Origin of the sequence: Paenibacillus sp. FSL R5-0887 (assembly GCF_038002305.1) — a bacterium.
In the GTDB taxonomy this organism is placed as follows: Bacteria; Bacillota; Bacilli; order Paenibacillales; family Paenibacillaceae; genus Paenibacillus_AQ; species Paenibacillus_AQ odorifer.
Genome location: NZ_JBBOCE010000002.1, coordinates 837,380 through 857,276, shown reverse-complemented (window position 1 = coordinate 857,276; position 19,897 = coordinate 837,380). Strand labels below are relative to the sequence as shown.

The 19,897-nt window shown below is 44.7% G+C and carries 17 protein-coding genes; 11 read left to right on the top strand and 6 right to left on the bottom strand.

Annotation, left to right across the window (positions count from 1 at the left end):
* The first annotated feature begins 196 nt into the window (after positions 1–196).
* Positions 197–676, top strand: a complete 480-nt coding sequence (locus tag MKY14_RS21820) for a CDI toxin immunity protein (RefSeq protein WP_076303353.1) — start codon at positions 197–199, stop codon at positions 674–676.
* Positions 677–817: 141 nt separating this feature from the next.
* On the opposite strand, the gene MKY14_RS21815 is transcribed toward MKY14_RS21820, so the two are convergent.
* The gene (locus tag MKY14_RS21815) at positions 818–1,381 is read right to left on the bottom strand and encodes a CGNR zinc finger domain-containing protein (protein ID WP_076280200.1); all 564 of its coding nucleotides are present in this window, start codon (positions 1,379–1,381) and stop codon (positions 818–820) included.
* Positions 1,382–1,601: 220 nt separating this feature from the next.
* Between MKY14_RS21815 and MKY14_RS21810 the strand changes: the two genes are divergently transcribed.
* The 7 genes from MKY14_RS21810 to MKY14_RS21780 all read left to right on the top strand — a co-directional run bounded on the left by MKY14_RS21810 (position 1,602) and on the right by MKY14_RS21780 (position 8,579).
* The gene (locus MKY14_RS21810; protein WP_036686798.1) at positions 1,602–2,096 is read left to right on the top strand and encodes a DinB family protein; all 495 of its coding nucleotides are present in this window, start codon (positions 1,602–1,604) and stop codon (positions 2,094–2,096) included.
* 301 nt (positions 2,097–2,397) lie between these two features.
* Positions 2,398–4,158 carry a cache domain-containing sensor histidine kinase gene (locus MKY14_RS21805; RefSeq protein WP_038569068.1) on the top strand — a complete coding sequence of 587 codons (1,761 nt, stop codon included), beginning with the start codon at positions 2,398–2,400 and terminating at the stop codon, positions 4,156–4,158.
* A complete protein-coding gene (locus tag MKY14_RS21800) occupies positions 4,155–4,943 on the top strand; it encodes a response regulator transcription factor (protein ID WP_038569070.1) in 789 nt (262 codons plus the stop codon). Before MKY14_RS21805 ends, MKY14_RS21800 begins: the two co-directional genes overlap by 4 nt.
* Before the next feature lie 111 nt (positions 4,944–5,054).
* Positions 5,055–6,377, top strand: coding sequence for an extracellular solute-binding protein (locus MKY14_RS21795; protein ID WP_038569072.1), 1,323 nt, complete (start codon positions 5,055–5,057; stop codon positions 6,375–6,377).
* A gap of 101 nt (positions 6,378–6,478) precedes the next feature.
* Complete coding sequence (locus MKY14_RS21790; RefSeq protein WP_036686803.1) at positions 6,479–7,360, top strand: carbohydrate ABC transporter permease; 882 nt, start codon at positions 6,479–6,481, stop codon at positions 7,358–7,360.
* Positions 7,361–7,373: 13 nt separating this feature from the next.
* The gene (locus MKY14_RS21785; protein ID WP_076219626.1) at positions 7,374–8,264 is read left to right on the top strand and encodes a carbohydrate ABC transporter permease; all 891 of its coding nucleotides are present in this window, start codon (positions 7,374–7,376) and stop codon (positions 8,262–8,264) included.
* Positions 8,265–8,384: 120 nt separating this feature from the next.
* The gene (locus MKY14_RS21780; RefSeq protein WP_036686806.1) at positions 8,385–8,579 is read left to right on the top strand and encodes a hypothetical protein; all 195 of its coding nucleotides are present in this window, start codon (positions 8,385–8,387) and stop codon (positions 8,577–8,579) included.
* A 26-nt stretch (positions 8,580–8,605) separates the two neighbouring features.
* On the opposite strand, the gene MKY14_RS21775 is transcribed toward MKY14_RS21780, so the two are convergent.
* The 3 genes from MKY14_RS21775 to MKY14_RS21765 all read right to left on the bottom strand — a co-directional run bounded on the left by MKY14_RS21775 (position 8,606) and on the right by MKY14_RS21765 (position 9,746).
* Complete coding sequence (locus tag MKY14_RS21775) at positions 8,606–9,091, bottom strand: hypothetical protein (RefSeq protein ID WP_076280204.1); 486 nt, start codon at positions 9,089–9,091, stop codon at positions 8,606–8,608.
* A 96-nt stretch (positions 9,092–9,187) separates the two neighbouring features.
* Positions 9,188–9,319, bottom strand: coding sequence for a cortex morphogenetic protein CmpA (cmpA, locus tag MKY14_RS21770; protein ID WP_094903512.1), 132 nt, complete (start codon positions 9,317–9,319; stop codon positions 9,188–9,190).
* 64 nt (positions 9,320–9,383) lie between these two features.
* Positions 9,384–9,746, bottom strand: coding sequence for a hypothetical protein (locus MKY14_RS21765; RefSeq protein WP_036686808.1), 363 nt, complete (start codon positions 9,744–9,746; stop codon positions 9,384–9,386).
* A gap of 120 nt (positions 9,747–9,866) precedes the next feature.
* Here MKY14_RS21765 and MKY14_RS21760 point away from each other — a divergent pair, with 120 nt between their 5' ends.
* Positions 9,867–10,328, top strand: coding sequence for a SprT family protein (locus MKY14_RS21760; RefSeq protein WP_081383508.1), 462 nt, complete (start codon positions 9,867–9,869; stop codon positions 10,326–10,328).
* Here MKY14_RS21760 and MKY14_RS21755 read toward each other — a convergent pair.
* Positions 10,318–10,956, bottom strand: coding sequence for a pentapeptide repeat-containing protein (locus MKY14_RS21755; protein WP_076282038.1), 639 nt, complete (start codon positions 10,954–10,956; stop codon positions 10,318–10,320). The genes MKY14_RS21760 and MKY14_RS21755 overlap by 11 nt on opposite strands.
* 203 nt (positions 10,957–11,159) lie before the next feature.
* Between MKY14_RS21755 and MKY14_RS21750 the strand changes: the two genes are divergently transcribed.
* Positions 11,160–18,023, top strand: coding sequence for an S-layer homology domain-containing protein (locus MKY14_RS21750; protein WP_340977323.1), 6,864 nt, complete (start codon positions 11,160–11,162; stop codon positions 18,021–18,023).
* A gap of 451 nt (positions 18,024–18,474) precedes the next feature.
* Here MKY14_RS21750 and MKY14_RS21745 read toward each other — a convergent pair whose 3' ends face one another.
* Positions 18,475–18,903 carry an Lrp/AsnC family transcriptional regulator gene (locus MKY14_RS21745; RefSeq protein WP_340977322.1) on the bottom strand — a complete coding sequence of 143 codons (429 nt, stop codon included), beginning with the start codon at positions 18,901–18,903 and terminating at the stop codon, positions 18,475–18,477.
* 129 nt (positions 18,904–19,032) lie between these two features.
* Here MKY14_RS21745 and MKY14_RS21740 point away from each other — a divergent pair, with 129 nt between their 5' ends.
* Positions 19,033–19,785 carry an MBL fold metallo-hydrolase gene (locus tag MKY14_RS21740; RefSeq protein WP_340977321.1) on the top strand — a complete coding sequence of 251 codons (753 nt, stop codon included), beginning with the start codon at positions 19,033–19,035 and terminating at the stop codon, positions 19,783–19,785.
* Positions 19,786–19,897 lie beyond the last annotated feature (112 nt).

The window sequence follows — 19,897 nt, the reverse complement described above, 5'->3', positions numbered from 1 at the left end:
TAATACTCTATGGGCACATTTTATAGTTTTTAAGTGTACAGAATACAATTAAAGTCCTGATGATCCCCTTTGGATGCGGAATAAGTGTATGAAATGCAGTTATTTTACGAGTTCATTAAGCTCCGTGCACAAAACTATCTAGAGAAGGCCAGGTTTTTTTCGCTAAAAAATAGGATGAGTTAAAGGTTGTGAGAAAGTGAGCGATAAACAAGCACGGCTATTACGTATGGAGCAACTGAAAAAAAGAGTGAAAATAGAAAACCCACTAGGTTCTCTTTACAGTGAGTGTATCGAAGCTTTAGGTCCCAACACAAGAATATATAGTTTAGAAAAGTCGTCCGAGATTGTATCTATGATGGAGAGTATAGTTAATTTCACACAGTGGGCGCGGATTGACTGGGAATCTATTGATCAAAAGAAATCCTTTAAGACGCCGGAAGAATTGAAAGACATAGAATCTATTTTATTGCGTGATAACTATTTTATTGTGTGGAATGAGATCAATCTTCCGGTAGTGGAAACTAATTTAAATAATATTATAAATAACTTCAATGATGTTATTGCTGTTGGATTTGATACATGGATTATAAATATGGATAAAGGAATTATCATTGAAAGCTATCACGAGGGGGATCTGACAGTGGGTTGGATCACGCCTCCCTCACTACCAGCTTAACCATAGGCTCTAATGGATGCATAGAGAGTGAAAAATGTACGTAATTCACACTGCGCTAATAACCTCAAGTTTATTCTTCCTACACGGAACAAGCTTACATTAAGTATAAGAGTTTTAATATAAAGTATTAGCCTATAGACTCTATTCCCCCTCAGACTCAGCCTTCTTCCGCGCCCGGAAGCGCCGCACCTTCATAAGGTTGCCACAAGCTTTGTCATCGCAGTACCGCTTGGAGCGGTTGCGTGTATCATCGTAATAGACCCAGAGGCAATCGGGATTCTCGCAGATGCGGAATCTGGTGGGTTCTTTTTCAAGCAATGCCTCGGCAAAAGACGCCGCAATCTCCGCCATCACCTGTTCCCAACCGCTATGGAGTGGCAACAGCTTTATTTCCGCTTGCTCGTCGCTTTTCCATACAATTCGCCGTGTAACAGGACCCTTGTCCAAATAGATATTGAGCTGTTCAAGCATTTCTCCATACACCGTGTTTCCTTGCACAATAGCCTGTACCCAGTTCCATAGTAGTGAGCGAAGCTTTTTAAGCTGCGCCATTTCTATCGTGTTCGGCATCTGTGTTTCTAAAAGAGAATACTCCTTCAGCCATTTAAAAACCCATTCTTCTTCATCGAGCCTGTCCCGATCTTTATTCTTATCACCTGTTCGCCAATCCCGCCAGTAGCTGTTAATGAAATCCTCCCACAACACGGTCTGTTCATCCTTTCCGATTCAACGCTCATTACAAATCATTGTAACAGTTAAAAATAAGTTTAGCTAGTTACTTGAATACAATCTGGAAATATGCTACATTTCTTTTGTAACCACTATATTATGGTTTAAGTCGTTACATATTAGTTCGCTTTGAAGTAGTTCTTTTTGAAGCTACACCATGAAGTTTATGTTTACACAAATTTTTAGGAGGTTGAACATGCAAAATAAAATCAGTGAGGTCTTGCTCCAAAATTGGGATTATTGCATGGATATCGAGGATTGGGCTCCGCCGCTTAGCGATGCGCTGGAAGGTGTGGATAGCAAACAGGCTCTCTGGAAGCCAGAGGGTGGGGCGGCCAATTCTATCTGGGAAACGGTTAACCATCTAACTTATTATAAGGTGCGTTTGCTGCGAAAGCTAAAAGGGTTGCCCAAACAACCCGATGCTGAAAGCAACGATGATACCTTTACTGTAACAGCTGAAGGAGAAGAAGCATGGGCGAAAGCCGTTGCAGACCTGAAGGACGTGCATGCTGCTCTTAGAGAAATCATTGAAGCGTTGGAAGAAGGCGCGTATGATTGGGGCGGTTCGGGTCATGCGCCAGGGGAAGAGGTAATGAGCCTTATCTTACACGATTCTTACCATACTGGACAAATTATTATGCTGCGTAAATTGCAGGGTTCATGGGTGTCCAACCGTAGTTTTAATTAGAACCTCCACATTTAAAAATACAAGCCGTACACTGCTATTCCGGTATAACCGGGTCAGCGGAGGTACGGTTTTTTTGTGTGCAACTCTGGTAGGCACGAGTATATATTCTATATTGTTTTTTTTGGTTGATTTGGATAAATTAAAACGCGATATGGATATGGGCTCAGAAACTAATCACTGATATCATATAATCCACAGGCTGAATTAACAAATAACTAGAGCTGCAGATGATTCCTGAAGATTTAAGGGTCATCTTTTTTGATGAGGAATCAAGTTTATCAGGCGGAAGGGAGTGTAAAGATTGACGAGGTTTGGACAGTTAAACACATTGCGTAATCAAATTTTCCTGGGTTTCATGTTTGTCATGGTGATCGTGCTCGCCACGGTTGGTTTTTTTATGTACGGGCAAGTTTCGGTTCTATTACGCAATAGTGCGGAGAAGCACATTGAACAGACTGCAGTTCAGGCAACGGGCAAATTGGATGTACTGATCCGGCAGATTAATACGTTGACGGCGCAAGTGGCAACCAACGCCTCCATTCAGCGATTGCTCGCTCAAGAGGCTGAAGGAAAGCCGATCAGTTTCGCCGAACGTCAAACCATCCAGCAGGAAGTACGTAAATATGAGGCGTATGCGACAGGGATTCGTTCCATTGAGCTGTATGCAGGTGATTATCAGAAATTACTTTCGGTTGATGACGCCAGCCTGAACAATCGAGTATCCGAAGAATGGATCAGCCGGGTGGACGAGGGCAAAGGACGTCTCGTATGGTTTGGACTTGACCCGCGGAATTCGGATATCGTCATTGCGATTCGTAATATTAGGCTGATTGATCATTCATTCACGAAAGCTGGCTATATTATGGTTCAAATTGAGAAAAGTTACTTCCAGCTTACGGATGAGGTGGACAGCTCACAGGCGGAAACGCGTGAATTAATGAGATTATTTGATGAAGCGGGACGGCAAATTTCTTCCGATTTTTCCGTAAATGTCAATGCAAATAAGATACTGGATCATGGAGGAGAAAAGGTTGAGGTTGGCGGAGAAGACTACATTGTAATTCAGAAGCAGTCCAAGGCAACAGGTTGGAGGCTAGTAATCCTCACTCCAGTTGACTATACGACAGAGGGGATATCTGTCCTTCGTACAGCGATCATCGTATCCGGTGTTGTTGGCAGTTTATTGTTTCTCATCTTTACTTTTATTTTATCCACGATGATTACAAGGCCCATACTGAATTTGATAAAAGTGATGCGCGGTTCGCGATTTGGAACCTTGAAACCGATTTCAGTCACTTCTACCACTATGGAGATCAATGAGCTCAATAATACTTACAACCAGATGGTTCACTCTCTGAATGAACTAATTGAAGTCGTCTATCAGAAGGAGATCGTCCAGAGTCGCACAGAATTAAAGGCACTTCAGGCTCAAATCAATCCGCACTTTCTATTTAACACATTAGAAGCATTCTACTGGGCCCTCGATGAAAAGGGTGAGGAGGAATTAGCTCAAATTGTGGTTGATATGTCGGGGCTTTTTCGTTATGTCATCAATCGAACTGATGATGATGAATGGGTGACTATCGGCGATGAGCTCGACCATGCCGAAAGATATTTGAAGATTATGGAGATGCGTATGCTCGACAGGTTATCCTGGCGGATTGAGTCAGATGAAGCTTGCCGAAGTGTCCCGCTACCGAAGCTGTTAATCCAGCCTCTTGTCGAAAATGCGATTCTTCATGGCGTAGAGCAAAGGGTTGGACCGGGGACAGTCATGCTAATTGTCAGACCTTCAAGTCGTCCGGGATATACATTGGTTACGGTAACTGACGATGGTCCAGGGATGGATGCAGCAAAGATATCGTCTATCTATCACACCATGGAGAAGGGGAGCATGAGGTCTTCCAAAGGGACTGGGATTGGTATTGCTAATATAGAGCGGAGACTGAAACTCAGTTACGTAGACAATACGGACGGGCTTGAAATACGAAGTGAAGAAGGTTATGGAACTAGCATCTCTTTTGAAATACCGAATGAACCTGGAGAGGGGAAAAACACGTGAAAACTATACTCATCGTAGATGATGAACCGAGAACAAGAGAAGGGGTTCGTAAAACATTAGAAGCCTGGTCATCCGGTCAATATCGCATCGAAACCGCAGCAAGCGGTGTTGAGGCACTGGCATGGCTGCAAAATAACGAAGTTAATCTGCTTATTACCGATGTGCGCATGCCTGAGATTGGAGGGCTAGAATTAGTTGAAAAGCTGAACGAAATGCCTCATCCTCCAGTGGTTATTGTGATCTCCGGCCATCCTGAATTTGACTATGCACAGAAAGCCTTGCAGTTTGGTGTAGTTGAATATTTACTGAAGCCACTCGACAAAACGAAGCTGGTCCGAGCAGTGGAATTAGCATTGAAACGCAAGGATGATATTTATCGAATCGAACGAATGGAGAAGCTGATCGATCCCAAGCTTATGGAAACGGTACAGCAGGAGAAAGTGTATAGCACTCAAGTGCGTGAGGCACTCCAATACTTAGACGAACATCTTCACGAATCGATATCCATGCGTGATATAGCGGATCAATTACACATGAATGCCAGCTATTTCAGCGTCCTTTTCAAAGAGCAGACGGGACTGACTTACAGTGAATATGTAACGAGAAGGAGAGTACAACGAGCCAAAGAACTACTGGTGAGCACCCGGTTGTCTATTGCTGAAATCGCGGAACAAGTAGGCTATCAAACAGCCAAATATTTTGTGAAGGTATTTCGTGCACTCGAAAATGTTAGTCCAGGGCAATACCGCCAGAACGTCATGACCACGGAGGAAAGAATCCAATAATAGTGGTATTAGTCCCAATCCTTATGACCTTACGACATCATGGGATCCAAGCTACAATTTAGTTAAGCGGTTACAAGGCCGCTAGACAACAATAGAAAAGGGGTTGTAAGCGTGCGCAATAAAAAATGGACAATATTGTTCTTAACGATGTGCCTCGTTCTTGTCACAGCTGGTTGTGGTCAAAAAGATAACAATGCAGGTGAATCTAAAGGTAGTGCAAATGGGGGAAGCGACAAAGTCACCGTTAACTTCATGCATTTATGGCCAGAAGGTGTTTCTGCCGGACAAAATAAAATTGTTAATCAAATCATTAAAGAATATCAAACAGAGCATCCCAATGTTGTAATCAAGCAAGAGGTTCTGGACAACGAGCAATACAAAAATAAGCTGAAGGTATTATCTGCTTCTAACGAATTGCCAGACGTTGGGGTAACTTGGGCCGCTGGCTTTTTACAGCCTTACGTTGAAGGAAATCTGTTCGCACCTGTAGATGACTTGTTGAATGGTGAATTAAAAGACAAGTTCGTCGCAGGAACTACAGAAGCTTATGCTATTAACGATAAAACGTATGCGCTTCCACTTGAGTTTAACATCGCACCTATCTACTACAATAAAGCTATTTTTGAAAAGTATAATCTTGAGGTTCCACAAACCTACGATCAGTTTAAGCAAGTTGTAAAAACACTATCTGATGGGGGCATTGCACCGATTGCTCTCGGCAATAAGGATCGCTGGACAGGATCGCTTTGGTATATGTATCTGGCTGATCGGATCGCAGGCCAACAGGCACTTGCAGGTGCGATCAGTGGATCAGGCTCATTTATGGATGAAGGATTAGTAAAGGCGGCATCAGAGGTCCAATCACTTGTAGACAGCAATGCATTTGTTAAGGGATTCAACGGTTTATCAAATGAAGAGGCAAAATCAGAGTTCGTAAATGGCAAGGCGGCAATGTACATGATGGGATCATGGGATCTGCCAAACTTCACAACGAATGAAGAAATTCCACTGGAATTCCGTAATAGTGTTGGTTTCTTCAAATTCCCGACAGTTGAAGGCGGGAAGGGAGACATTAACAGCTGGGTAGGTGGACCAGGTGTAGGATTATTTGTTGCTGAGAACTCTGAGGTAAAAGAAGAAGCAAAATTATTCGTCGAGTATTTCGTATCCAAATGGGGAGAGCAATCCGTAACTGGAGCAGGCGTTATTCCAGCTACGAAGGTGGACACCGCCACACTGGATCTACCACAGCTCTACATCGATTTGTTTAACGAAATGAACAAAGCTAGCAGCATCACTTTATTCGCAGATGTTCAAATGCGTGCCAATGCAGCAGAAACGCATCTGAATATGATCCAGGCTCTTTTTGGCAAAGCGGTGACGCCAGAGAAGTATTCCGAGGAGCATGACGCGGCCATCTCTAAAGGCAACTAAAGCTTCGACAACTAGGCGAAGGGGACAATTAGCTTATCCGGCAGCGTGATGCCGGATAAGCCTTTCCTCAAACGGTTTATGAAGGAAAGGAGTAGGACACTTTGGATAAAGTGATGTCTAACAAAAAAATAATCGCGTTATATGTATTTCCCGCCTTGCTTCTCATTCTGGCTATTGTATATATTCCGATTGTTCTAACGGGTTATTATGGACTGAATAAATGGAATGGCATAGGTGCTCTGACTTTTATCGGATTTGATAACTATAAAGCTTTGCTAACAGACCAAACCTTCTGGAATAGTGCTTGGCATTCTCTGCAGTTAGCGTTGTTTTCTACCCTAAGTCTCATTATTTATTTGGCAATTGCTATGGTATTAGCCGCCCGGATCAAGGGAGCTAACTTGTTTCGCAAAATATATCTGATTCCGATGCTGCTATCGTCCGTTGCGATTGCGCAGCTTTGGCTAAGAATTTATCATCCGACGAACGGAATTGTGAACAGCTTATTAGTATCCATTGGTTTTGCTAATCCTCCTGCATGGCTTGCAGAGCCTACATTAGTTTTGTTTGCTTTATTTATTCCCATTCTGTGGCAATATGCTGGTTTCTATATTCTGATCTATTACGCAGCACTCAAGAATATCCCGACCTCTCTGGAAGAGGCAGCAAAGATTGACGGAGCCTCTGCCTTACAAATCGCTTGGAAAATAAAGCTTCCACTCGCAATGGAAGTCATTAAAGTTACGATTGTTCTGGCCGTTGTAGGTTCTCTGAAGTATTTTGACTTAATCTTTGTTATGACGGATGGAGGTCCTAATGGCTCTAGTGAAGTGATGGCGTCTTATATGTATCATCAGGCTTTTCGGGCTTATGATTTTGGCTACGGGAGCGCAATTGGTTTCTTCCTGCTCGTCATCTGTCTCGTCATTACTTGGGTCATTCGCAAATTAACTGCTACGAAAGATTCGATCCAATACTCATAAGGAGGGGCGCTTCATGATGTCTGGAACTGCAGGAAGGCTAGAAATCGGGCCAAAGACAGGCGGCGCTGGCACGGAGATCACACGTAAATTAGGCTACTCATTGCTATATATCGTGTTGATTGCCGTTGCTGCTCTGCAATTGTTTCCGCTTGTATGGCTGCTGTTTTTCTCATTAAAAAATAATCAGGAAGTGTTCAACCTTCCTGCTCTATCGTTGCCGATGAATCCTCATTGGGAGAATTACGCGAAGGTCTGGAATGTAGGGAACATCAACGTGTATTTCTTCAACAGCGTATGGATTACCATCGTGGCTACGGTGTTAACGGTTATCTTCGGGAGCTTGGTTACGTATGCAGTTACCAGAATGAAATGGAAGGGAAGCTCGTTCGTACTGGGATTGTTTATGGTAGCGATGATGATTCCTGTTCACTCCACGCTTATTCCGTTATTTAGTATATTCAATAAGATTGGCTTAACGGATCACCCTTTGTCACTTATTTTGTCTTATGTCGCTTTTAACATGCCGATAACGATTATGATTTTGCTGGGTTTCTATTACGCACTGCCACGCGAAGTGGAAGAGGCTGCAGTAATTGATGGTTGTTCCGTGAACAGAATGTTTTTTAGAATTATACTTCCTATGACAAGCTCGGTGATCGCGACTACAGCCATTATTAATATGATCTATAACTGGAACGAATTTATTTTTGTAAACACATTTATTAGTTCTGATTCTTACAAGACGCTGACCGTGGGGGTGCAAAACTTCATTGGTCAATATACGACGGATTGGGGTGCGATCGGGGCAACGCTTATGATCAGTATTTTGCCTATTCTGATTACATTCCTGTTCCTCAGTAACCGTATCGTTGAGGGAATTGCGGCGGGTTCGGTTAAAGGGTAAGTAGAAAGAAGACCTGAATTTCTCAGCTCGAAAAGCTGAAGAGAATTCCGGTCTTTTTTTAATCCAATCTAGAATTTTGATTCAATCTTGAAAGCCTCGGGTTAATGGAGGCTATCAAAGATGAACATTCGAAAGGAGAGATTGCTGATGGAACCGGGCTATAAGGATAGAAGTGTTGAAGTGGAGCATAGGGAGGTACAACGGAAATCGGATTCCAGCGTTGTCGCATCTACCTTTATTAAATATGCTGCTTACATTATTATATTTTTTGGTTTTCTGTTCTTTTTGGTTAAATATGTATTTCCTAAGTTTTAATAAGGATTGATTCTTAAGGCGGAGTCTTATTGTTTCTCTGCGATGATCTTTTTTATTACTGCTATAGTTTCTGGTGCAGCATTCTCCAGCATAAACTCAATTGCAGCGAACTGCCGCATAACGTACCTGTGCTCAAGCTTTTCTAAAGGGTTGAAAAAGCCTTCCGGATAATCGATAATCTCCAGATCCCGCTCCGTGACCTGTCCTATGTATTCAAAGGCGTATTCGAATGTACCTTCCGAAATATATAAATCGACGATTTCTTCAATTCGCTTGCGATCAATATGATCCACGACAGTTAGATAATTAGGTGCACTCCAGTAGGCCCCATTTAGACAAGCACCACTTTGGATGTAGTCTTGTCGGATCGCTTCGATGTTCTTGAAGGTGTAGAAATCCGATGCCCAGCGGGAGCGGTCAGGGAATGTGACTATGACATAGAGATTATAATTGTCCTCTTCCTCAGTCCCACTTTCCGGAGACAGCTGTATATGTCTTGTTCTACTGATCATAATTATAAGTCCCCTTTCTTAACAAAAACGGCTACCGTCTTTTTAAAAGACGGTAGCCGCTGCTTTAAATATGTCCTAGATCTTAATCATCCGAGGCTATAACTTCATCTCATTACTCGATTCCGCAGAATTACGATAAAAGAACCAGCACTCATTCAGCAGCTTGATCTGACGGCGGTCTTTTTTGTAATAAGCTTTCATTAGCTGATGGCAGAGCCACTGTGGCAAGCGAATCCCTCCTCTAACAACTTACGTAAGTTAGAATATGGAGAAATAAGCCTAAAGGTGCGGATTACAGTAGGCTTTCTGCTTCCTCTTCGTACCACTGCTCCAATTGAGCCTGTAGTGCTCGTATCTCAGTAAGCAGGGAGATCAGTGGGTAGTTCTTCTGCTCTTGAACAGAGGCGAAGGCTTGTTCCAATCTATTGATATAATCCAGACCGGACTCCAGGGAGTAATCCTCACGTAACAGATCCAGCGAATCGCACTCGGCGATGGCTAAGGGCAGATCCGGAACATTATCGGCTGTCAGCTTGTCGATTTCTTTGTTCAGGCGTAAATTGAGCGCACTTAGTTGGTACGCATATTCCTCAGGCATTTCCACGAATTGTAGTTCTTGATTTTGCTGCAAAATTACATACCGCATTTTCGGCATTGTTCATTCTCCCTCCGTACTTGTCTTCCTTCTTGACAGTTTAGCCTATGCACAAGTTACAATTCAAGTAGAGATCTTAATTCCCGTGGAAAGGACTTGTGATAGAACGCTATGGAAACTATGAGCAACGAAGAGCTACAGCTGTGGATTGAGCAGGTATCACGGGACAGCTTTGGCGTGCCGTTTAGGCATAAGGCGAGCTTTAACAGCCGGTTGTCCTCAACGGGTGGCCGATATTTTACCAAAAGTCATAATATAGAGATTAATCCCCATCAGCTTGCCATGTTTGGCAGAGAAGAGACGGAGCGGATTATAAAGCATGAGCTCTGCCATTATCATTTGCATTTGGCTAAGCGAGGGTATATGCATCGTGACGCTGATTTCAAAAGCCTGCTGGCGCAAGTCGGCGGAAGCCGCTACTGTCAGACACTGCCGGGTGCAAAAGCTCGGAAGCCGCTGCCCTATCGATATAAGCTTGTATGCAGTGCCTGTGCCATGGAGTATCCGCGTAAGCGAAAAGTAGACCCTAAGCGTTATCGCTGCGGTAAATGTTCGGGCAAGTTGAAGTTATTTATTTTATAACCAAACCTAATAATCCGACAAAAGAAACAGCTTGCTGAGGCGAAATGATACATCCTTCTAAATCTTTGATATCCACGATCAAGCCACTGAACTCGCAGTCACTAAGGTCGATCCCATTAAGCTTTGATCCTGACAATGTGGCTTGATCCATATTACACTCGCTGAAGCTGATTTTTTGGAAATTTGACTGATAGTAGTCGGAACTCATTAATGAGCTGTTCTCAAAAGCAACCTGCTTCAGATTAGCGAATCGAAACGTAGCAAAATCCCCGATACAATCTACTACACGAACATTCTGGAATCTGCCTCTTGTAAAGTCTGTGCCGATGAGCTTGCAGTTTCTAAATTCAGTTCGATGAATAATGCCATTCGTAAAATCCACATTAGATAGATCACAGTGATCAAATATCACGTCCATAAGCTCGATCCCAGTTAGGGAGCACTCCGTAATCGTTACATTTTTAAAAATCACGCGATCAAAGCTGACCTTATTAGCCTCTTGATTATCAATAACCGTATCGCTGATGCTGCAACAGCTGAATTCGTCTTTAGTTTGCAGTGAATATATTTGCTCAGGAAGAAGAGAGTCTGGATCTGCTATTTTTGGCGAATCAATTTTGAAATTCATATGTACCTCCGTTTGTTTACTCCTTGCGGGTAGCTAAAACTAACTATCATCGCGTTAAACCGATTTGTCAATCTTCATGAAGGTTGTAGGGATTGGATATCCGTACAAATACACCTTTTTCTGGATAAAATCGCACATCGTTTTGTAAGCGTTCCCAAACTAATATGAAAAGGAAGTCCATATTAATTAGAGGGGGCACATGTATGAAACGAATCAGGTCCGCAATGGCGGGTCTGCTCGCGCTGCTGCTGATTTTTTCAAGCTTGCCTGTAATGGGAACCGGTAGTGGTTCCGTGGGAGCAGAAGGGGTTGGAGGAACAGGCGCTGAGCAAATTCCATCAGGTACGGTACTCATCAAGAATAAGTGGAAAAACAACTTTTTATATGAGACATCCGCAGGAATCGTGCGTTATGGCATGACCAATCCAGCCGATGCTTCAGCGCATTGGACGGTTGAGACGGTGAACGGGCTGTCACGAATCAAGAATGTGAAGACAGGCCATTACATTACAATGGCTGGTAACAACGGCAAAGAGGATTCACTTAAGGCGGCAGAACACCAAGGTTCAGGAAGTGTTGCGGATCAGTGGCTAATTGATACTTCCAATCGCAATGGATACATGATCATCCGAAGTGCGACTGTGCCAGAGGGGAAGTTGGTTATCCACGAGGAGAATCAGCTTGGTTATGCGCAAGTAAGCTCGGATATCAATGTTACGTTTGAGAGTCCGCAGTGGGCTTTTATAGATCTAAATGCAGCACCTGTACGGCTAGAGAGTCGTCTCCGCCCCGGTCAGGTAATGTATGAAAGTGAAGGGAATGTTCTTTACGGTAAACAGCCTGTCAGCAATGAAGCGGCCCAGTGGTATCTTGAATCAGGGACGGATGACGGAACAGTAATGATTCGCAACCGTGCGACAGGTCATTATATTAAGCAAAATGAAGTGACCTGGGCTGGGGTTTTTTCGCAGGAAGTCGATATGGATCACGTGAAGCTAAGTGAATGGGTCCAAGAGCATGCACCAGGCCCTGATGGGACGGGCTTCATTACCCTTCGTAACAGTGGTTTAACTGAAGAGGGGAGTCCATTATGGCTAAATCCACAATTCAGCGATGACAATAATGTGCGATCTAACAGCTGGCCGGGTTCAGCCTCTAATCCAAGCGCGCAGTGGAGAATCGTGCCTATTTCCGAATTACAGCCTGTACGACTGGCAACTTATACGGATGCACAAGTGGCTACAGATTTCTTATATGAATCCGCAAACGGCGAGCTTAAGCATGGAATTATTGCGCCAGATGCCGCTAACACCTCTGACTATCTATGGTATATAGAAGATTATGACGGTAATAAGCGTATCCGTAATGCGGCAACCGATCATTATGTTTCTTATAGTGAAGGTACTGCCAAGGCCTTGCAGATTAGCGGAAGTCAGCCGTCGGATCAATGGATTTTTAATGATTCCGATGATTATGATGATTACCAGACGCTTCAGAATCTCGAAAGCACAGGCATTTATTTGTCTACATTGGGTGGAGAACATGCGGGTGCGATTGGGGATGCGACTTCTTTGAGCGCTCAGTGGCAGCTTTTAGATCCTAACACACCGACTGACGGCACCGGGCCCTATTACCGGATTCAGAATGGCTGGAAGTCATTTTATTGGTATGAGAGTGTTGATGGTCTTTTAAAATATGGAAATATGCAGAAGGACGGCTCCGATCAGTGGCTCGTGGAGAAATATAACGGCCGCAAGCTGTTCAAAAACAAGAAAACAGGCCATTACATGAACACGATGAATATGCCAAATGGCCACCTTCAGGTCACAGAGCTTCCAGACAGAAATCATGTGGAACGAGAATACATCTGGACAGGCAAAAATGTTGGGAACAACACCTACGTAATCAGTAGCGTTCTCGACAAGGAACCTAATAAAATCCCAGAGAAGTATATTTCACTTCAAAACCTCACTAAATATGCTGAGTACGGAGTGATCAATCCAGGTTGGGGCAGTCCGCAGTGGAGATTTGTTCCGGTCACCGAGAAAAAACAAGATTTGTTCCGTTTTCAGCTAGATGCTGTAAATGGAGAGGATCAATATCTTAAGGACGGTCCTTTGCTGACTTCTTCAGCCGCACTAGAGGAATTGCCAGAATCCAAGACGGTTACTGAAGCTGTCTATGCTGACCAGGACTCTGCACACTCTAACCAAAATCTTGCACCTCTAGCAGCTGCCAACGAGGATGTAACAGTAGGCCAGGCTACTTATGGTCCACTTGATTTGAATGACGATTCCTTTGTCTGGCAGTTGCAAGAAATAGCGGGCAGCAATGGATCGGTGAAGATAAAAAATAAAGGCACTGGACGTTATCTCTCCCTTGAGCATATAGGTGGGGCTGTAGATGAGATTGATCCTAAAGTTAGCGTTCAAACTTTGCAAACAGTGTACGATGTATGGGCCAGCATTAAGTGGAAGGTTGATATGCAACCGTCCGGTGTGACTACCATTATGAGCTCATGGGCTGGTCACTATATCTATGGTGCGCCGGATGATAACGGCAACCCAATTCTCCGAATCAGTAAAGCTGCAGATACAGCGGAAAAAAGCAGTGCACATTTTACTGCTGAAGCGGTTGAAGCGATTGCTCCGCCACTGCCTGATTACCCTGTAAGATTCAAGAATGCAAGCAGCGGAGAGTATTTATACGAAAATGAGCGTGGGGTTGTTCTGTATGGGCAGCCGTCAGCAGACAATGGATTTTCGCACTGGAATGTAACTGTACAGGAGGGTAAACAGACGATCACCAACCGGGCAACAGGTCATTTTTTAACGCTGAATGGTGATTATTCATATTTGGAGAGCAGTAGTACAGAACCTGCTGTAGACGGAGCCTCTGCCTGGGAAGTAAGCTTGGCTTCCGATTATACACATTACACCATTCGTAGTCTCTTTGGAGAATACGACGATGAATTAATAAACATTGCCAATAAGACAGGATATGCTGAACGTGCGCTTTTGCTAGAAAGTGAGGGTACGGCACTATGGACACTTGAGGCGGCTCCACAGGAGTTTACTACTCCATCTGGAGAACTGCGCAATAACAATACAACAACTCCAGTTCAAAATGATACCAACATCATAACCATTGTACCGAAAGGCATGGCTGGTAAAGTATTGGCCGAAAAAGAGGGGGCTGTCCTATATGCAGATGCTTCCGATATGGCGGCTCAATCCCAGTGGCTGGTCCAGGAGATAAACGGACGCAAACGGATTATGAATGTTCAGACACAACATTATCTTTCGCTCAATGAATCGGGCCAAGTGGTCTTGTTAGCTGCTGGAGATACAGAAAGATCCCAATGGAAGCTGGAAGAGAAGTTAGGTTATGCTCTTCTGCTAAGTGCGAACGGAACAGGTCTTCTTTCTCACAGCACATCGGCTGTTCAGCTTGGTTCTGCTGCAAATGGAACTGATAGTGAGCTCTGGAGCTTCTTACCTATCCCTGCTGATGCAATTTATGCAGGAGGAGAAGCATTCAAAGGGGAACGTGTTATACGGTTTGCAGTCAACGCCCAGCAGGCTGGGGAATACGATGCTGTTATTCGATACAAAAATACCGCTGCTGCCGCAACGGATCTGGCACTAGAGGTGAATGGATTAAACGAAGGGGGCAAGGTTAGTCTTGGCAAGTCTGCCTCTTGGAAGACTGTAGTGGTAAAATTGCAGCTTCGTGCAGGCATCAACACGGTTTCTCTAAGCAGTGACAACGTGGATTGGAGTAAAGTAACCCTTGATAGCCTGACCGTAAAAAACAGCGTTAACAAAACATACCGTGGAGCAACGGTTCCATATATCAGCTATGAAGCTGAGGATGCGGCAACAAACGGAACGCTGATTGGCTCGTCGCGGAAATATCTCAGCATGGCTTCCGAGGCTTCTGGACGACAAGCGGTGGCCTTGAAGAATACGGGAGATTATCTAGAGTTCAAGCTTGCAGAATCAGCTAACTCCATCGTTCTTCGATATTCTATTCCTGATAGTCCAGATGGGGCTGGTGCGGAAGAAACCTTGACTCTATATGTGGATGGAATTAAGAAGCAGCTTAAGCTGACATCCAAATATGCTTGGGAATATGGCAGCTACCCATGGTCAAATGACCCTCGCCAAGGCAGTGGACACCGCTTCTTTGACGAAATCCATGCTCTGATTGGTGATGCTCCTGCCGGAGCAACTATTCGCTTAGAGAAGGGAACAGGAGACAACGCAGCTTCTTACGTCATTGACCTGGTGGATATGGAGCAGGTTGCCCCTGAGTTGGCTCGCCCGGACGGATTTATTTCCGTAACGGATTTTGGAGCGGCAGCGAATGATGAGGGAGATGATACCGCAGCCTTCAAGGCAGCCCTTGCCGAAGCGAATGCGACAGGTAAAGGTGTGTGGTTCCCGGCGGGTACCTTTAATGTCGGTGAGGGTCTGCTGGATCTGGATACCGCTGAAATACGTGGTGCCGGCATGTGGTATACGGTCCTGAATGGAGCTAAGTTTTATGGTCACGGCGGTAAGGTTGGCGTTTACGATCTGATGATTGAAGGCGGCATTAACGAACGGGATGATGAAGCGATCACCAACGCTTTCCATGGTGCTTTTGGCCAAGGTTCGATTATACAGAACGTTTGGATAGAACATACCAAAGCAGGCTTGTGGTTAACTCAGCCGATGGGTGAAAAGGCGCGTACGAATGGTCTGTACATGGCAGGTCTGCGGATCCGCAATCTTATGGCAGACGGGATTAACTTTGCCGTAGGGACTGGCAACAGCATGATGGAACAAAGTGACATCCGCTATCCAGGGGATGATGGAATCGCAATGTGGTCGTTTACAGACGGCAAGTTGACGGATGTGAATGGTACGGAACGTACACCGAGCTATAACAACACGGCACGTTTTAATACGGTATCCTTGCCTTGGTTAGCGGATAACATTGTAGTCTTTGGGGGGAAAGATAACAAAGTCCAGGACAACGTGGTAAAAGACACTGTGACTAATGGAGCCGGGATTGCAGTGTCCACCCGTTTCACCGCCGAGCCATTCCAAGGAACAACGATTGTGGAGCGAAATACCTTGCTTAGAACTGGCAGCTACGATTCCGGTTACGGCGTGAATCTGGGTGCGTTATGGCTTTATGCTGGTGAGAGTGATCTGAAAGGAAAAGTACTCATTCGCAACAATACAGCATTGGACAGCACTTATTCGGGGCTGATTGCTCAAGGTGATCTAGAGGGAGATACTCTCACTTCCATTGATGGAGTAGTGATGACGAATAATGTATTAGATGGCGCAGGTACAAGCGGTATAGAAGTTACGAAAAATCTGAAAGGGAGTCTGCTGGTCGACAACATGATTATTCGTGGCGAACGGATGAACCTACTGACCAATGCCTCTCCTGACTTAAGCATTAAAGAACAAAATCAAGGAATAGCCTCAGCCATTAAACCGTTCTCTATCAAACTAGCAGATGGACAGAGCGGGCCTGTGGTATTAGAGCAGGGTAAGTCAGCTACGCTTAAGGTACTAGATAAAGAAGGCAGAGATATTACCGCACAAGCTACTTTAAATATTATGAGCAATGAGATTGCTACATTTACCAACGACAGTCTTAATGGAATTAAAGCGGGTATCACAGACTTCACGGTAACTGTGGGCAGCGAGAAGAGGGTCTATACAATTGAGGTGCTATCACCTGGCGGGACAGATCCTGTAGACCCGATCGATCCTGTGGATCCAACAAGTACTCCCAGTCCGACGAGTACTCCTAGTCCAACGAATACTCCAGAACCAACAAGTACTCCTGGTCCAACAGACCCTACAGGGTCAGTGAACCCTATTCAAACCGGCACACCGACCGCTACACCAGCACCTACGCCAGCAGCTAATCATGATGCGCTGCTAAAAGCTAAGGCGACTGCTGGGCAAGCTGTTATCGAGATATCAGCTAACGGTGACGGCACAGCCCGGTTTAGTGCAGATGCTTTACGTAAGGCGGCGGCACTTAGCCCGAAAGCTGTGCTTGTTATTGAAAGTGGAGGGATGAGCTACCGCTTCCCGTTAGAGCTTGTGGAGAGTGTGCTCAAAGCCGCACAAATGCCGACAGGCACACTGGAGTTCAATGTAAATTCGCTAAGCGGAAAAGGATTGGAACAACTGCTTGCCAAAGCTAAGCAGCAAGGCTTTACTGTGCAAGGAACACCGGCTAATTTCACTCTAAAGGTAACGGATGGAAAAACCTCTGTAGCAGCAAGCGGGTTCGGCACCACTTATGTAGATCGTACATTTATGCTTAAGGAGGCGCTGGATGCGAAGACAGGTGTAGTCCTTATATACGATGAACAGACGGGTTCCTTCCGTTATGTACCTGCATTGTATGAGCTCGTTAATGGGATGACCAAGGTTACGGTTAGGAGCAGTATTGCGAGCGGTGTATTTGTCGCTGCGCTGCACCCTGTGACTTTTGGAGATATTTCCACACATTGGGCGAGAAATGAGATTGAGAGACTTGCCAGCCGACTGATCTTGACCGGACAATCCACAGATACCTTTGCACCTCAGAAATCTGTCAGTCGTGCCGAGTTCGCAGCTATGCTGATTCGATCGTTAGGTCTTGTAGCTGCGAACACGACGAAGACCTTCAGTGATGTGTCCGATTTATCTTGGTATGCAGCGGACGCCAGAGCTGCTGCAGCCTTAGGACTGGTTCAAGGCTATGAGGATGGAAACTTCCGTCCGAACGCCCCTATTACACGGGAGCAAATGGCTGTTATGGCAGCCAGAGCAATGAAGCTGCTGAATCTAGAAGCTGAAGGATCTAGAGCAATCGTTGCTACAGATGTTTTCAGAGACGCTTCAACTATTTCCTCATGGGCTAAAGAAGCAGTGTCTGACCTGGCTGCAAAAGGCATTATGAAAGGTCAACCATCAGGCAGCTTTGCACCTAGCAGTGATACTAGCCGTGCAGAAGCCGCCGTAATTCTTGTACGGTTGCTTAGAGCAGCTGAATTATTGAATTAACTACCGCGGTAGAAACTACAATATGGCATAAGTAAAAGGACAGCAGAGCAGCGATCCTCCGGTTATTGGAGGATCGCTGCTCTGCGTTTTTGACGATGGCTGGCCTGCTATAAAAGCTTATGAGCAAGCAAAAGCTCATTGACTTTGAGTAACCCATTCACTTGCATACACACCAACACCAACACCAACATCGACACCTGCACCAACACCAACATCGCCGAGCTATCATTGGCTGAGGCTTACGGACCCCAATGACGCTATTGGCAAGTTTTTAGCCTTTTGGGCAGGGTTTCGGACTCAAGTGACGCTATTCGTTCGAAAGAGGCTCATATTTGGTGCTTTTCGTGCCAATAGAGGCAATGGGGTCCGATAGTATGCCAAATATGCGATTATGCTGAGTATAAGGTCAACTGGGTCCGATAGTAGCTTCATATCCGATTCCGATACAGCCTTATTTTAGCTTTCCCATCGATAGATTGACTCTGTAATTTCCGAACTTCAGCAGTTCGTCGAGAAAGCTATTCAACTCCTCTTGGCTTCCGGTACGAACACGTATCCAGTAGCAGCCTTCTCCGCTGACCCTATGTATTTCTTTTACACTATCATGCTGCTTTGCGAATGTCTGAAAGGTTGGGTGAACCGTATTCGAACCCAAAAAAACAGTAATAAAGGCATGAATAGTCTCCCCAACCTTATCAGGATTCCAGCGGACCGTGCAGCCTTCAATCACTCCGGTGTCCTGCATTTTGCGAATACGTGCGCCCACAGCCTGACCGGTCATATGCACTTGCTGCCCAATATCTTTGTGACTGATCGTGGAATCTTCAATTAGAAGCTGCAGGATGCGAAAATCCACATCATCTATAAAATAAGAACTCATTATTATCTAAAATCCTTTCTGCGTGAAAGTAGAACGGGCCAATCTTTTTCCAATCTCAATGTATTCTGTTTCAAGGTCCAACTATAATTAATTGTAGCAGAAGATATCTGAAAGAAAGAAGGGCTTCCGATGAAAATACAGCATATCCGCAACGCGACCCTATGGCTAGAGTATGGTGGCAGTACATTTTTAATTGATCCTATGTTGAGTGAACAGGGTGCTAATCCACCTATTTTTAATACTGACAATGATCGCCGCAATCCGCTCGTTCCTTTGCCGGGAGCCGTAGAACAATGGCTGAGTCCTAATGCAATTCTTGTCACACATCTTCATCAGGATCATTGGGATGCTGCTGCCATTTCTTTGTTGCCGCATGATCTACCACTATTATGTCAGGAAGGAGATGGAGATAAATTAGCGAAGCAGGGGTTTGAGCATACCACGGAAATTAGCGGTTCTCTGACGTTTAATGGAATAACTATAACACGTACTGATGGACGGCATGGCACTGGAGTGACTGGTAAACTTATGGGTAAGGTATCCGGGTTTGTGTTTCAGGCGGAAGGCGAACCTGTTCTATATGTGGCTGGGGATACGATTTGGTGTGATAAGGTGAAAATGGCATTGGATGTTTTTAAACCTGAGGTGACCGTTGTGAATGCTGGTGGTGCGCAGTTTTTAAGCGGATGCCATATTACAATGAATGAGCAGGATGTCGTAGACCTATGTGAATATGCTCCTTCTACTAAAGTGATTGCTGTGCACATGGACGCCATTAACCATTGTTTGGTTACCCGAGATAAGCTAAAAGCTCATTTAGAGAAGGAATCGTTGGGGGATCGGGTACAGCTTCCGCAGGATGGAGAATGGTGTAATCTATAGACGAAGAGGGATGAAAATCTCTTTAAAAAATCTAGCAAGCGGCCGAATCATAGCATAAATTTGAAAACGATCACAAAAATTATTTTGCCCGCTTGACTAGACCTTGAAATCA